At 72.4% G+C, this 14,383-nt stretch carries 14 protein-coding genes, 1 tRNA gene and 2 pseudogenes; 7 read left to right on the top strand and 10 right to left on the bottom strand.

From position 1 onward, the window contains the following. Positions 1-16 precede the first annotated feature (16 nt). Positions 17-1,306, bottom strand: a complete 1,290-nt coding sequence (locus ABZ193_RS30755) for an ArsB/NhaD family transporter (protein ID WP_354712438.1) — start codon at positions 1,304-1,306, stop codon at positions 17-19. Between the two features lie 10 nt (positions 1,307-1,316). After that, positions 1,317-1,757 (bottom strand): CBS domain-containing protein, encoded by a 441-nt coding sequence (locus ABZ193_RS30750; RefSeq protein WP_027935716.1) that lies wholly within the window; start codon positions 1,755-1,757, stop codon positions 1,317-1,319. Positions 1,758-2,144: 387 nt separating this feature from the next. Here ABZ193_RS30750 and ABZ193_RS30745 point away from each other — a divergent pair, with 387 nt between their 5' ends. From ABZ193_RS30745 to ABZ193_RS30730, 4 genes and pseudogenes are all read left to right on the top strand, one after another. After that, positions 2,145-2,735, top strand: coding sequence for a hypothetical protein (locus ABZ193_RS30745; protein WP_157358452.1), 591 nt, complete (start codon positions 2,145-2,147; stop codon positions 2,733-2,735). A 60-nt stretch (positions 2,736-2,795) separates the two neighbouring features. Then, positions 2,796-3,605 (top strand): PrsW family glutamic-type intramembrane protease, encoded by an 810-nt coding sequence (locus tag ABZ193_RS30740; protein ID WP_354712437.1) that lies wholly within the window; start codon positions 2,796-2,798, stop codon positions 3,603-3,605. A gap of 113 nt (positions 3,606-3,718) precedes the next feature. Beyond that, positions 3,719-3,988 (top strand): annotated as a pseudogene (locus ABZ193_RS30735) (nuclear transport factor 2 family protein); the annotation flags it as partial. 46 nt (positions 3,989-4,034) lie between these two features. Continuing rightward, positions 4,035-4,157 (top strand): polyketide cyclase, encoded by a 123-nt coding sequence (locus ABZ193_RS30730; RefSeq protein WP_354712446.1) that lies wholly within the window; start codon positions 4,035-4,037, stop codon positions 4,155-4,157. A gap of 13 nt (positions 4,158-4,170) precedes the next feature. Here ABZ193_RS30730 and ABZ193_RS30725 read toward each other — a convergent pair whose 3' ends face one another. The 5 genes from ABZ193_RS30725 to ABZ193_RS30705 form a co-directional block, all read right to left on the bottom strand. Then, positions 4,171-5,379 (bottom strand): DUF6596 domain-containing protein, encoded by a 1,209-nt coding sequence (locus ABZ193_RS30725; RefSeq protein WP_354712436.1) that lies wholly within the window; start codon positions 5,377-5,379, stop codon positions 4,171-4,173. Positions 5,380-5,381: 2 nt separating this feature from the next. Beyond that, a complete protein-coding gene (locus ABZ193_RS30720; RefSeq protein WP_354712435.1) occupies positions 5,382-5,726 on the bottom strand; it encodes a YciI family protein in 345 nt (114 codons plus the stop codon). Between the two features lie 98 nt (positions 5,727-5,824). After that, positions 5,825-6,733: an endonuclease/exonuclease/phosphatase family protein gene (locus tag ABZ193_RS30715; protein WP_051123487.1), complete on the bottom strand. Its 909-nt coding sequence runs from the start codon at positions 6,731-6,733 to the stop codon at positions 5,825-5,827. A 75-nt stretch (positions 6,734-6,808) separates the two neighbouring features. Beyond that, complete coding sequence (locus ABZ193_RS30710) at positions 6,809-8,104, bottom strand: MFS transporter (RefSeq protein ID WP_354712434.1); 1,296 nt, start codon at positions 8,102-8,104, stop codon at positions 6,809-6,811. 119 nt (positions 8,105-8,223) lie between these two features. Beyond that, positions 8,224-9,342, bottom strand: a complete 1,119-nt coding sequence (locus ABZ193_RS30705; protein ID WP_354712433.1) for a helix-turn-helix domain-containing protein — start codon at positions 9,340-9,342, stop codon at positions 8,224-8,226. Between the two features lie 108 nt (positions 9,343-9,450). Between ABZ193_RS30705 and ABZ193_RS30700 the strand changes: the two genes are divergently transcribed. After that, positions 9,451-10,227 carry an SDR family NAD(P)-dependent oxidoreductase gene (locus ABZ193_RS30700; protein ID WP_237336440.1) on the top strand — a complete coding sequence of 259 codons (777 nt, stop codon included), beginning with the start codon at positions 9,451-9,453 and terminating at the stop codon, positions 10,225-10,227. 1 nt (position 10,228) lies between these two features. On the opposite strand, the gene ABZ193_RS30695 is transcribed toward ABZ193_RS30700, so the two are convergent. From ABZ193_RS30695 to selD, 3 genes are read right to left on the bottom strand one after another with little or no spacing between them, the layout of a single operon-like run. Continuing rightward, positions 10,229-10,633 (bottom strand): CoA-binding protein, encoded by a 405-nt coding sequence (locus ABZ193_RS30695; RefSeq protein WP_020417021.1) that lies wholly within the window; start codon positions 10,631-10,633, stop codon positions 10,229-10,231. Between the two features lie 28 nt (positions 10,634-10,661). Further along, entirely contained in the window at positions 10,662-12,809 is a 2,148-nt protein-coding gene (locus ABZ193_RS30690) for a P-loop NTPase fold protein (protein ID WP_354712432.1), read from the bottom strand. Positions 12,810-12,824: 15 nt separating this feature from the next. After that, positions 12,825-13,817 (bottom strand): selenide, water dikinase SelD, encoded by a 993-nt coding sequence (gene selD, locus ABZ193_RS30685; RefSeq protein WP_354712431.1) that lies wholly within the window; start codon positions 13,815-13,817, stop codon positions 12,825-12,827. A gap of 66 nt (positions 13,818-13,883) precedes the next feature. On the opposite strand from selD, the gene ABZ193_RS30680 reads away from it, so the two are divergent. Beyond that, a tRNA-Sec gene (locus ABZ193_RS30680) sits at positions 13,884-13,978 on the top strand. An 18-nt stretch (positions 13,979-13,996) separates the two neighbouring features. Continuing rightward, positions 13,997-14,383, top strand: a pseudogene (locus ABZ193_RS30675) (L-seryl-tRNA(Sec) selenium transferase); the annotation flags it as partial.

Here is a 14,383-nt window from a genome sequence, read left to right as displayed (position 1 = left end):
TCTTGGCTTGAAGGGCTCACCCCAGCACGAAGTACCTCAGCCACAGGTACGGCGCCGCCAGCGTGACGGTCATCAGCGTGACCACCGCGCCTTTCCGGGTGAATTCCCAGAACGAGATCGGTGTGCCGGCGCGCGCGGCGATTCCCAGCATCACCACGTTCGCGCTGGCGCCGATCGCCGTGAGGTTTCCGCCGAAGTCGGCTCCCAGGGCCAGCGCCCACCACAGCGCCTGGGCCTGCCCGGGGTCCGGCAGGTCCGCCACGAGGCCTGCCACGAGCGGGCTCATCGTCGCCACGTAGGGGATGTTGTCGATGAAACCGGAGAGCACCGCGGAGACCACCAGGATCAGCATCACGGCCAGCAGCGCGTTCCCGCCGGTCGCGTCCGCCGCGAGTCGCGCCAGGCGGCCGATCACTCCGGTGTGCACGAGCGCGCCGATCATGATGAACAGGCCCGCGAAGAACAGCAGCGTCTCCCATTCGACCGCGGCCAGGTAGTCCTGCGGCCGGGTGCCCGAGACGAGCACGAGGACCCCGGCGCCGAGCAGCGCCACGACCGACGGGTCCAGGTGGAACACCGAATGCCCGATGAACCCGGTGAACACCAGCGCCAGCACGACGCCGCACTTCACCAGCAACCGCTTGTCGCGGATGGCTTCGCGCTCGTCGAGGGTCATCACCTCGGCGATGCGCGCCGGGTCCGCGTCGAACGCGCCGCGGAACAGCCAGCGCAGCACCAGCGCGAACACGGCGACCTCGACGACCACGATCGGCGCCAGGTGCACGAGGAAGTCGTTGAACGTCAGGCCGGCGCGGCTGCCGATGATGATGTTCGGCGGATCGCCGATCAGCGTCGCGGTGCCGCCGATGTTCGACGCGAACACCTCGGCGATCAGGAACGGCACCGGGCTGATCCCGAGCCGGTCGCACACCAGCAGCGTCACCGGTGCGATCAGCAGGACCGTGGTGACGTTGTCCAGGAACGCCGACGCCGTCGCCGTCAGCAGGACCAGCAGGACCATCACCCGCAGCGGCGAGCCCTTCGCGCGCTTGGCCGCCCAGATCGCGGTGAACTCGAAGACACCGGTGCGGCGCAGGATCCCGACGATGATCATCATGCCGAGCAGCAGGAACACGACGTCCCAGTCGATGCCGGTGTCGTGCGAGTAGAACGCCTCGTCCGAACCGACCACGCCCGCCGCGAGCACGATCCCGGCGCCACCCAGCGCCGCGGCCGCCTTCGGGACGCGGTCGGTCGCGATCAGCAGGTAGGCGACCGCGAACACGACGATCGCGAGCACGGTCACCGCACACCGCCTACCGCAGCGCCAGCTCCAGCAGCCGCGACGCGGTGATCACCCCGGTGAGCCCGTCGCCGTCCACCACCGCCACCAGGGGGCAGCGCAACCGCGCCATCGCCGCGGCGACCTCCACGATCGTGTCGTCGGCTTTGACCACGGGCAGCTCCGGCCGGTCCTCGGGCAGCAGGGCCCGGACGGTCTTGCCGTGCAGCTTCTCCGCCACGCGGTCGGCCATCGACTCCGACAGCACCCCCGCGAGCGACGGGTCGTCCTGGACGTAGTGCGGCACCAGCAACCGCACCACCTGCGACGCGGGCAGGACCGCCACCGGACGGCCGCGCGGATCGGTGACGACCAGGCCGGGCAGCCGGTTCGCGGCCAGCAGGCGGGCCGCCTCGAGAGCGTCCGAATCCGACGCGACGACCGGGAAGTCCTCGGCCATCTCCGACGCGTGCATGCCCGCAGCGTACGACGATCTCGCCGCGGTCACCGGTTCTTGCCGGGATCCTGACGAGCACCACCGCGCCACTCCTGCCGTCGACCGTTCGCCCGGCCCTGCTCAGGATGGGTGTGCCGACCAGACTTCCCGGCGCGCCGACCGTAAAGATGCCGCACGGAGGCGACCGCGGCAAGCCGGGCGGCGTCGACGGTGCACGGAATGACGCGGGTATCGGAATACCTATTGCCAATCGCTCATTCGGCGGAATCGCGGCCGCCCTCCTGGACATAAAGTCCGGCGGGGAGGTTTTCCGTGGGCAGAAGAATCGGCGGTAAGGGCGGTGGTTCCGACCCCGGTCCCGGTAAGAAGACCGGCCGGGTCGTGGCTGCGGCCGCACTGGCCGGCGTGGTCGGCGTGACCAGCGGGACGGTCAGCCTGGGTGGCAGTGCCGCGATCGAGGGCGCGGTCGCGGACTCGGGCGCGAACGCGGTGGCTGGACGTGGCCTGAACAGCCGGAAGGCCGACAGCAAGCGTTCCGCAGGCCGAGGACGTCCGGATGAGGCGTGGCAGCGTCTGGGACTGCGCGGCATGCGGAAAACCGCGAAGCGGGATGCCTCGTGCCTGATTCATTCGCACGGCGAAATCCGCGAATTCTTCCTGCGCACGCCGTGCACTTCGCTGGACCGTCAATTGCTCGCGATCGGTGACGGCAACGGGAACACCGCGCTGGTGTCCGTCGTCTGGGTGAGTTTCCGCTCTCGTGGCCAAGCGCGCGACTTCGAGCGCCTGGAGAAGATCCACGGCAACGGTGACATCACGCCGCTGGCGGCCTCGCTGATCCAGATGGCCGACGTGCGGTTCACGGCGCACCACTTCGACTCCCGGTTGGCGGGCAACACCGTCGTCATCGCCGAGAGTGAACGGGCGACCGGGCAGGTCAGCGAAGCCGTGCTGGACGCGCTGGCCGAGGTGGCCGTCCACCTGCCGCGCGCCTGAGCGGGGTAACGCCGCCCGGCGTCGGGCCGATTTCTGGTCACCGGGCTTAGCGGAGGTGCCATGCGGACGCGGACCGCGACTTGGAAGGTGTCCTGGCGGTGGGCGTGGGTGCTCGTGCTCGTCGTGGGGCTCGGGTTGTTCGAGCTCGTCCGGCGGGTTCTGCTGGACACCGAGAACCCCAACTTGGTGCCCTCCCTGATCCTGCTCGGCGCCGTCGTCGGGCCGGCCACCTTCGTCACCTTCGTGTGGGGGCGGCGGCTCTCCTTCGGGGTCGATCCGGTGCTCGTCGGGCTCGTCGCCATCGTGGGCGGTGTGGTCGGCGTCGTCACGGCCGGGGCGCTCGAGTACGACGTTCTCAAGGACCTCGGTCCCTTCCAGATGGCCGGGGTCGGCGTCATCGAGGAGACCGCGAAGCTCATCGCGCCCGCCGTCGTCCTCGTGGTCGTCCGCGACCGCCGCGCGGCGACCGGGCTCCTGCTCGGCGTCGCGTCCGGGGCGGGCTTCGCGGCGCTCGAAACGATGGGCTACGCCCTCGTCGCGTTCCTCAAGTCCCAGGGCGAGATCAGCGCCGTCGACCAGACGCTGCTGATCCGCGGCGTGCTCAGCCCGGCCACGCACATGGCCTGGACGGGGCTGACCGCCGCCGCGTTGTGGGCGGCGGTCCGGCACCGCGGGCGGTCCCGCTGGATGGGCCGCTTCGCCGTGACGTTCGTGGTCGCCGTGGCGCTGCACGCCGCGTGGGACGGGATCGGCACGACGCTCAGCTACGTCGTGCTCGCCGCCCTCAGCCTCGGGCTGCTCGCGCTGGCGGTGCACCGCATCGGCCACCACCGCTCGCCCTACGGCCGCCGTGTCCGCGCCGCGCGATAAAGAGCCCTAAGCCTCTGGCCGGGTCGCGCGCGCCGGGTGTCCACTGCGGATCGCGGCCGCGGCAGTACTCAGCGGGCGCCGCCCGCCCCGGCGCGGCCGGAAGGAGGCACCTCATGACTTCCGACGAGCGGCGCGAACGGTTGCGCCGGGTGCTGGACCTGATGTGGAACCAGGGCGAGCTCGACGCCTGTGAAGAGCTGTGCGCGCCGCACTGCACGTTCCACGACCCGACCTTCGAAGTGGACGGCGTCGCCGGGTTCCAGCGCCAGGTCAGCGACCTGCGCACCGCCAACCCGGACCTGCACATGGACATCCACGACGTGCTCGTCGACGGCGACCTGTGCGCGGTCCGGTTCACCATGGGCGGCACGTCGCGGGCGGAGTTCCGCGGCCTGCCCGCGACCGGCAAGACCCTACGTGATGACCGGCATGATGTGTGCCAAGTGGGCCGACGACCGGATCGTGGAGATGTGGGTCAACTACGACATGCTCGGCGCGTTGCAGCAGCTGGGCATCATTTCGGAGATGGCGCCCCGCGAGACGGCCGGCTGAAAACCGGCGCGCCTCAGCCCAGTTCGGCGAGGCGCAGGCGCAGGTGGGCGGCCTGCGGTTCGCTCATCCCGAGTGCCAGCGCCTGCCGGTACGCGGTCCGCGCCTCGGCTGCCGCGCCCAGCCGGTGCAGCAGTTCGGCGCGGGCCGCGTGCCACCACGGGTACGAAGTCAGCCCGGGGATCGCGTCCACCAACGCCAGGCCGGCCGCCGGGCCGTCCCGCTCGGCCACCGCCACCGCGCGGTTCAGGCGGACCACCGGCGTGTCCGAGATGCGCAGCAACACGTCGTACCAGGAGATCACGGCGTCCCAGTCCGTCTCGGCGTAGGACGGCGCCAGCGCGTGGCAGGCGGCGATCGCGGCCTGGACGACGTACCGGTCCGGTTCCACCGCGCGCCGCAGGCCGCGGCCCACCAGCGACACGCCCTCCTTGATCGCGGAGCGGTCCCACCGCGACCGGTCCTGGTCCGGCAGGAGCACCGGCACCCCGTCGGCGTCCACCCGCGCGTCGCGTCGGGAGTTCTGCAGCAGCAGCAACGCGAGCAGGCCCAGCACCGTCGGCTCGTCGGGCATCAGCGAAGCCAGCAGCCGCGCGAGCCGGATCGCCTCCGCGGTCAGCTCGGCGCGCACCAGGTCGGCGCCCGCCGCGGCGGCGTAGCCCTCGTTGAAGATCAGGTACACCGTCGCGGCGACCGCCGTCAGCCGGTCCGGCAGCTCGGCCGCCTCCGGCACGCGGTACGGGATCCGCGCCCGCGCGATCTTCTGCTTCGCCCGCGTCAGGCGCTTCGCCATCGTCGCCTCGGGCACCAGCAGCGCCCGCGCGACCTCGGCGGTCGACAACCCGCCGAGCGTCCGCAAGGCGAGCGCCACCTGAGCCTCCAGCGACAACGCCGGGTGGCAGCAGGTGAACACGAGGCGCAACAGGTCGTCCGCGACCACCTCGGCCGGCTCCGGTTCGACGAACGGCATCGCCGCCGCCTCCTTCCCGGATCGCGCGGCCTCGCGGCGGAACAGGTCCACGGCCCGCCGCTTCGCGGTGACCAGCAGCCAGCCACGCGGGTTGTCCGGCACGCCGTCGCGCGGCCAGGTCTCCAGCGCCCGCACGACGGCGTCCTGGACCGCGTCCTCGGCGAGGCCGACGCTGCCGGTGACGCGGATCAGCGTGGCCAGCACGCGGGTCCCCTCGTCCCGCACCAGCCGCGCGACCGCGTCACCGGCCTCCACGGTCAGAACGCGATCACCGGGCGGACCTCGACGACGCCGTCCCAGGCGGCCGGGAGCTGCGCGGCGAGCTTCACCGCCTCGTCGAGGTCGGCGCACTCGAGCAGGTAGAAGCCGGTCAGGGCCTCCTTGGTCTCGACGTAGGGGCCGTCGCTGGTCAGGATTTCGCCGCCCTTCCCGCCGGACACCCGCACGGTGGTCGCGGTCGAGGTCGGGTACAGCGCCTTCCCGCCCCTGATGACGGCGGCGGCGGCTTCGCCGAACTCCCGGTATTCCTTGATCGTCTCCGCGTACTCGGGCTGCGACCAGTCGACGTCCGCGGCGTACAGCAGGGCGGCATAGGTGGGCATTGGCTGCTCCTCCCGTGTGGGCACCGGCGCCGGTCGCCGGTGTTCACGATAAGGACGAACAGCCTCCCACCGCGCTGGACACCGCGGCCGGATTTTTTTCAGCTCAGCCGCACCAGCGCCTGCACCGGCACGTGGTCGGACGGGTAGCGGCCGTCAACGCGGAACGTGTTGATCGCCGCAGCCAGGACCGACACCCGCGAGTTCGCCAGTACCCAGTCGATGCGGTTCGCACCCAGCACCGGGTCGCGGTAGTTCGGGAATGTGCCCCACTCCGGCGTGAGCTGCTTCGCCGCCGTGCGCCAGGTGTCGGACAGCCCGCCCTCGATCAGCGTCCGGTACGACACCGAGTCGGCCGGGGTGTTGAAGTCGCCGGTCAGCACCACCGGCAGCGCCGGGTCGAAGCCGGCGATCCGGTCGCGCACCAAGCCCGCGCTGCGCTGCCGCGCGTTCTCCGACTGGTGGTCGAAGTGGGTGTTGACGTGCACGAACTCCTTGCCGGTGCGGGCATCGCGGAAGCGCACCCAGGTCACCATCCGCACGACGTTGTTGCCCCACGACTTCGACCCGATCACGTACGGCGTGTCGGACAGCCAGAAGTGGTCGAAGTCGAGCGGCTCGACGCGGCGCGTGTCGTAGTAGATCGCCATGAACTCGCCGCGCCCGCCGCCCTCGCGGCCGAGGCCGATCCACTCGTAGTGCTTGGGCAGGTCCGCCGCGATCTCCTTGACCTGGTGGTACAGGCCCTCCTGGATGCCCAGCACGGTGGGCTGCTCGATCTCCAGGAACCGCGCGAGCACCGGCCGCCGGTCGGTCCACGAGTCCGGCGTGCCCGGCGCGGCCTTGGTGTCCAGGCGGATGTTGAACGTGGTCACGTGCAGCGTGTCGCCGGCGGCGCGGCCGATCACCGCGTCGTCCCCGGGCCGGGCCTGCGCCCCGCTCGCGGTCATCAACGTCACCGCACCCGCGCCGGCGAGGCCGAGTGCACCCCTTCGAGTGATGTCAGACATGTGCGCACTTTGTCCGTTCCGCGTGTGGCGGTGCCGACCGTCAGGCGACGCCCGGGCGAACAACGCGCGTCGATCTCACTCGAGTTCGTTGCCCCGGGTCTCGCGCAGGAACCAGACGCACACCGCGCAAATCACCGCTATCCCCGCGACGTACCCGGAAACCGGCAGGGACGAACCCGTCGCGGCGATGAGTTGCGTGGCCAGGATGGGGCTCACCCCACCGCCGATCACGCCGCTGGCGTTGTACGCGATCGACGCGCCGGTGTAGCGGTAGCGGGTCGCGAACAGCTCCGGCAGGAACGCGCCCATCGGCGCGAACAGCGCGGCGAACGCGATCATCCCGACCGCCATCGCGAGCGCGATCAGCACCGGGTTGCCCGTGTTGATCAGGGCGAACAGCGGGAACGCCCAGGCCACCGCGAGCACCGCGGCGCCGAGGCACACCCGGCGGCGGCCGACCCGGTCCGACCACGTCGCGAGCAGCGGGGTCGCCAGGCCCATCACGAGCGCGCTGATCATGGCGCAGACCAGCAGCATGTTCTTGTCCAGCTTGAGCACCGTGGTGCCGTAGGACAGCGAGAACGTGGTGATCGTGTAGAAGAGCGTGTGCGCCAGGATGAACGCGCACGTGCTGAGGAACAGGGTCTTCGGCTGCCGCTGCAGGACCTCGACGATCGGCACCTTCGCCTTGTCGTGCTCGGCCATCGCGCGCTCGAACACCGGCGTCTCGGCGATCTTCATCCGGATGTAGTAGCCGATGACGATCAGCAGCGAGCTGGCCAGGAACGGGATGCGCCAGCCCCAGTCGTCGAAGGACTCCTGCGACATCGTGCCGCCCAGAACCAGGAACGCGCCGCCCGCGATGATGAACCCGATCGCCGGCCCCATCTGCGGGAAGCTCGACCACAGGCCGCGCCGGTTGCGTGGCGCGTACTCGGTGGCCAGCAGCACCGCGCCGCCCCACTCGCCGCCGAGCCCGAAGCCCTGCAGGAACCGGCACAGCACGAGCAGGATCGGCGCGCCGATGCCGATCGCGCTGTAGGTGGGCAGCGCGCCGATCGCGACCGTGCCGGTGCCCATGACCAGCAGCGACGCGACGAGCATCGCCTTGCGCCCGATCCGGTCACCGAAGTGCCCGAACACCACCGCGCCGACCGGCCGCGCGACGAACCCGACCCCGAAGGTCGCGAACGCGGCCAGCGTGCCGGCCAGCGGGGAGAACGTCGGGAAGAACTGGTGCCCGAACACCAGCGCCGCGGCCGTGCCGTAGAGGTAGAAGTCGTAGAACTCGATGGCCGTGCCGATGAAACTGGCGATCGCGATCCGCGAGGCCGACACCGGGGCGGCGGACGTCTGCGCGGCGGTACTCATCGGCTGCTCCTTCGGGGCCGGTTGATCCGGTGGGAGTATCTGCGCAACCCCGGCGGGTGACGACCTACGGTGGTCGGGTTTTGCCGGCTGCGATTCCTCATCCTGTCGAAACGGGCAGGTCAGTCGCGTACCAGGGGGAGCAGTTTCAGGCCGAGGTGCAGGGTGAGCCGGTGTTCGCCGTCGGCGAGGTCGAGTCCGGTGATCTCCTCGATCCGGTGCAGCCGGTAGTACAGCGACGTGCGGTGGATGTGCAGCGCGGCGGCCGTGTCCAGGCTCGATCCGGCGTGGTCGAGGTAGGCGGCGAGGGTTTCCACGAGCCGTCCGCCCGGGTCCTTGGCGACCAGCGCGAGCAGCGGCTCGGGCAGGTGCGCCCTGGCCGGCGCGGGGACGCGCAGGAGCAGTCCGTAGGCGCCGAGGTCGTTCCAGTGCGCGATGCCGTCGAAGCGAGGCAGCGTCGCGGCGGCCCGGACGGCGACGGCGGCGCGGTCCCGGGCGATCCACGCCTGGCCGTCGGCGGACGTGCCGATGCCTGCCACGCAGCGGGCGCCCGCGCCGAGGACGTCCTCGGCCTGCCTGACGATCGCCGCGGCGTCCGCGGCGCCGAGCAGCACGCCCTGCCGTCCGCGCACGTAGAAGGACGGTTCGCGGCCGCGGGTGGCGGCCTCCAGCGCGGTCCGCAGCGCCACTTCGATCCGGGCGGTTTCGCCGGAGAGGACCTCGGCGATCAGGACCGTGGACGTGTCCGGGAAGTCGTGCGTGACCGCGCGCTCGGCCGGGTCCGCGCTGAGCAGGCGTTGCAGGGTCTCCTCGCGGGCTGCGCGTTCCGAGTCGGCGATTAGGAAGTCTCGGTAGAGCAGGGCGGCCATGGGCTCGGCGGCGGTCTTGATCGCGTCCAGGTCGGCGGCGGTGAGGGTGCCGTCCGGGTCGATCACCATCAGCAGGCCGAGGAGGGTGCCGCGCCAGCGCAGCGGCATGCTGACGCGGGCGAGCATGTCCAGGTCGGGCCGGGGCGGGATGACGCCGGGGCCGGTCCACCGGGTCACCCCCTGCGCCAGGATGTGGCCGATCGCCTCGCTGCCCGCGCTGCGCTGCAGCATCGCGCGCACCCGCACGGCGTCCTCGTCGCCGAAGTGCCTGCTCGCGCACAGCAGCCGGACCGACGGGTCGTTGATCGCCACCGACCGGCCGAGATCCTCCGCGAGCGCGTCGACCCTCCGCTGCAGTTCGCTCCCGACCATGGACCCATGATCCACCAGGCCGTTCCTCCGGTTTTCGGAACGGCCGCCGCGCGGTCTTCGACGTCCGTCGGTTCCGGGCAGGCCGGTGGCGTGCCGATACTGCGGGGCATGGGGAGACTGGCCGGCAAGGTGGCGCTCGTCTTCGGCGCGGGCTCCAGCGGTGACGGGATGAGCAACGGCAAGGCGGCCGCGCTCGCCTTCGCGCGGGAGGGGGCGCTGGTCGCGGCGATCGACATCCGGGCCGCGGAGGCGAGGCGCACTGCCGCGGAGATCACGGCGGCGGGCGGTGACGCGCTGGCGCTGACCGCGGACGTCACGGACGAAGCGCAGGTGGCCGAAGCGGTCGAGGCCGCGTCCGAGCTGGGGCCACCGTCGGTGCTGCACAACAACGTCGGCGCGACGCGGGTCGGGGACGTGGCGGACCTGTCACTGGCGGAGTGGGACGCCGCGCTCGCGGTGAACCTGCGGCCGGTGTTCCTGACCTGCAAACACGTGGTGCCGCGGATGCTCGCGGCAGGCGGCGGCGCGATCGTGAACGTCTCGTCGATCGCCGCGATCCGCGACACCGGTTACGTCTACCCGGCCTACAGCGCGGCGAAGGCGGCGGTGAACCAGCTGACGGTCGCGCTGGCGCTGCGGTACGCGGATGCGGGGATCCGGGTCAACGCGATCCTGCCGGGGCTGATCGAGACGCCGCTGGTGACACGCGGCATCGCGGCCGATCCCGGTGAGCTGGCGCGGCGGCACGCGGCCAGCCCGACGGGGCGGATGGGCAGCCCGTGGGACGTGGCCGCCGCGGCGGTGTTCCTGGCCTCGGACGAGGCGGCCTACGTCAACGGGGTCTGCCTGCCGGTGGACGGCGGGCTGACCGCGCGCTGCGCCTGACTCACTTCCGGATCCGGGCGAGGGCGCGGACGACCGCGATGCACCGGTCCTCGACGTAGTTCAGCCCGCCGGACTCGGCGATGCGCCGGGCCTCCGCCGAGACGATGCCCTGCTGCAGCCACAACGTCTTCGCCCCGATCGCGACGGCCTGCTCCGCCACCCCCGGCGCCTCGCGCGCCGGGCGGAAGACGTCGACGATGTCCACCGGCTCGGGGATGTCGGCGAGGCTCCGGTAGACCTTCTCGCCGAGGAGCTCGTCGGCGGAGGGGTGCACCGGGATCACCCGGAACCCGGCGGCCTGCATCGCGGCCGGAACCGAGTGCGCGGCCTTCGCCGGGTCACGGCTCAGGCCCACCACGGCGATGGTGTTCGCGGCTTTCAGGACTTCTTCGGCAAGGTCGGCCATATCCGTGGAAACCGCCGCCGAACAGGCGCTATTCCACGGCGAGCCCGCGGGCGGCGCGGAAGGAGGCGAGCAGGTCCATCGACACCCGCGGGTCGAACGCCATCTGCTGCCGGGCCAGCGCGAGCAGCTGTGGCTCGCCGCCGGGCACGCCGTAGAGCCGGTCGCGGGTGAGGTTGTCGGTGAACACCTCCAGGATCGTCGCGCTGAACAGCAGGTACGCGGCGGCCTGCGTGCGCAGCGCGGCGAGCCCGTCGCCCGAGTCGATCTTCGTCGCCAGCGCGCGCAGCTCCCCGGGCCCGCGCACGGTCGGGATCGACACCAGGTCCGCGATGAGCCCGGACCGCTCCGGCGAGGGTTCGATGCCGCGCGCGGCCCCGGTGAAGGCGTGCGCCTTGCGGTCCAGCTCGCGCCGGACCAGCACCTCGACGACCGCGCTCAGCTGCTGCCCGGCAGGCACGTCGAGCAGTTCGACGACCGTGCGCCGCAGGTCACGGGGCAGGCCGCCGGACAGGCAGTGGCACAGGCAGACGAACTGCTCCGGCAGCCCGAGCACGCGGCGGCTGATCCAGTTCCGCGTGTCGTCCGGGGTGAAGTTGTCCAGCCGCACCATCTCGGAGAAGGCGCTGTCGAACGCGTCGCGCGCCGGGATGCCGCGGCGCTCGAAGGAGACGATCGCGTCGTCGGACACCGACACCAGGAACAGGCACCCGGGCACGTCGAAGACGCCCTTGATGTCGTTGATCAGCTCCTGCGCCTTCTCCGGCTCGGCGATCTTGTCCAGCTCGTCGATCGCGATGACCACCCGCTCGGTCACGCCGGTGGCCCGCAGCACCTCCGCCGCGTGCTCGGCGAAGGCGCGGAACTCGTCGACGACCTCGGGGTAGCTGAGCTGCTGTTCGGCGCTCTGCGTGGAGCGGGTCCACCCGGCCTCGCTCTTCAGCGGCAGGGTGAGCTTGCCGGACCAGCCGGTGGTGTAGGTCTGCAGGAACCGGATGCGCCGCAATTGCTGCCCGGCGACCGCGCGCAGCTCACGCAGGCGCGGGTCGGCCGGCCGCACCGGACGCAGCCCGCGCGCCGCCCGCCAGGCGAACGCGCTCAGGTCGGCGACGACGGCCAGCGCGACGAACCCGGCGAGCACCAGGACCGCGATCCGCCAGCCGGTCAGATCGCGGAACAGCGGCGGCGGATCGGTGACGAACTCCAGCGGCGGCCGTCCCCACGCCCACGCGCCGAGCAGCACCGGCACCGCGATCGCGACGAGGTGGGCCAGCAGGGAGCGGACCACGTGCGCGGCCCGTTCACGTCGCCGGACCGGCGCCGCCAGGCGGGCGAACGTCGCCCACCGCTGCGGTTGCCCGGCGCCGTGGGTGCGGGTGATGACCTCCTTGCACAGCAGGGCGTGCAGGTAGAGGACGAAGTCGCGGGCGTCGTAGCGGGCGGGCGCGGACGCGACCACGGCGAGCGGCGGCCGGTCCGGATCACCGAGCACCCCGCCTGCCACGAACCGGATCGCGGTGGTCTTGCCGACCCCGCGGTGCCCGGCGAGCGCGATCGCCCCGGTCTCCGACCGCGCGACGGCGGTGCGCAGACGCTCCGCGGCGCCCGTGATGACCGGCGTCGCGGAGGGGGATTCGCGGTAGAGGCCGTCGACCGCGCGGTAGGTGAACTCGGTGCTGTCCGGCGGAGTCCGCTTCTCCTCGACGTAGCGGACCAGCGCCGGCCACACGATCTGCTCGACCGCGTACACCCGCCACAGGTCCTCGACGGGCAACGCGCCGACGCGGCGGAACAGCCCGCGCAGCGGCGCGATCCAGCGGTACCCGATGCGGCAGGCGATCGCGAGCACGGCGAGGTAGGCGGCCACCGCGAACGCGGCGAACCCCCACGGCAGCTGCGGCCACGCCCGGACCAGCAGCAGGTGGTAGCCGAACACGACGGCGAAGGCGGCGGCGAGCCGGAGGTCGACGAGCCGGTGCCCGGGCAGCCTCGACGTGATCACGCCCTCGAAGGCGGGGTCGCGCAGGAAGGTGTCGCGCCCGGTGGTCAGCCGTTCGCGCAGCTCCGGGTCCGCGGACAACGCCTCGCGCGCCTCGCGCAGCGGGATCCGCTCCTCGGCGAGCAGGTCGCGCGCGTCGTCACCGAACAGGACGCCTGCGATCAGCTCGTCGTCCCCCATGGCGATCAGGTTAGATCAGCGCACCACCACGACGTGCTCCCCGCGCGGGACGAACTCGCCGATCACCGGGGCGCCCGGGATCTCGCCTGCCAGCAGGAGGCCGCCCGAGGTCTGGGCGTCGGCCAGGAGCAGGGCCTCCTCCTCGGCCACCGCGGACAGGTCGGTGTGCGGCCGCACCCAGTCGAGGTTGCGCCGCGTGCCGCCGCTGACGTAGCCCTCGGCCAGCGCCGCCCGTGCGCCGTCCACATAGGACACCGCGGCGGAGTTCACGACGGCCGTCACCCCGCTGGCGCGCGCCATCTTGTACAGGTGCCCGAGCAGGCCGAAGCCGGTCACGTCGGTGGCCGCGGGAATGCCGGCGTCCAGCGCGGCACTGGCGGCCGGGGCGTTCAGCGTGGTCATCACCTCGATCGCCTCCGGAAAGCGCTCCCCGGTCGCCTTGTGCCGCGAGTTCAGCACCCCGATGCCGAGCGGCTTGGTCAGCGACAACGCCATCCCGGGCAGGGCGGAATCGTTGCGCAGCAGGCGGTCCGGATCGCCGACGCCGGTGACCGCGAGCCCGTACTTCGGCTCCGGGTCGTCCACGCTGTGCCCGCCCGCGAGGTGGCACCCCGCGTCGGCGCAGACGTCCGCCCCGCCGCGCAGCGCCTCCGCCGCCAGCTCGAAGGGCAGCACCTCCCGCGGCCAGCCGAGCAGGTTCACCGCCACCACCGGGCGGCCGCCCATCGCGTAGACGTCGGAGAGCGCGTTGGCCGCGGCGATGCGCCCCCAGTCGTAGGCGTCGTCGACGACGGGCGTGAAGAAGTCCGTGGTGGCGATCAACGCCAGCCCGCCGGAGATCCGCACCGCGGCCGCGTCGTCGCCGTCGTCCAGGCCGACCAGCAGTTCGCCTGCCGGATCGGACGGCTGCCTGCCGACCAGCCCGCGCACCACGTCCTCCAGCTCGCCCGGCGGGATCTTGCACGCGCACCCGCCGCCGTGCGCGTACTGCGTCAGTCGATGGCCCATGCCCACATCGTGCCGCGTTCGCGCTGCGCGGGCCGCGCGAAGTTGCGATCATGGGGTGTCCCCCGAGGAGGCGTATCCGGTCTGGTGACCGGCGCGGTCTTCAAAACCGTTGGGCGGCAGCCGCTGTCGCCGGCGGGTTCGATTCCCGTCCGCCTCCGCCACCCAGGGAGGAGCGAGGAGTGACGGACCCCCGTCGCCGCGTGCCGCGGACCGACGTGCTGCTCGCGCACCCGCGCCTGGCCGAGGCGGAGCGCGTGCTCGGCCGCGCCCTGGTCAAGGCCGCGGTCGTGGCGGCGCAGGACCGGGCGCGGGCCGGGGAGATCGAGCCGGAGCAGGTGGCCGAGCAGGCCATCGCGGCGCTGCCGTCGTCCGCGACCACGCTGCGGCCGGTGGTGAACGCGACCGGGGTCGTCGTGCACACCAACCTCGGCCGGGCCCCGCTGTCGCAGGCGGCGCTGGACGCCGTGGTCACCGCGGGGCGCAGCACGGACGTCGAGTTCGACCTCGCCACCGGCCGCCGGGCCCGCCGCGGCCGGGGCGCGCTGGCCGCGCTCGCCGAGGCGGTG

The sequence above is a fragment of the Amycolatopsis sp. NPDC006125 genome, assembly GCF_040614195.1.
GTDB classification, from domain to species: domain Bacteria; phylum Actinomycetota; class Actinomycetes; order Mycobacteriales; family Pseudonocardiaceae; genus Amycolatopsis_E; species Amycolatopsis_E tucumanensis.
The sequence above is the reverse complement of the archived record's forward strand: the minus strand, read 5'-3'. Positions and strand labels throughout refer to the sequence as shown.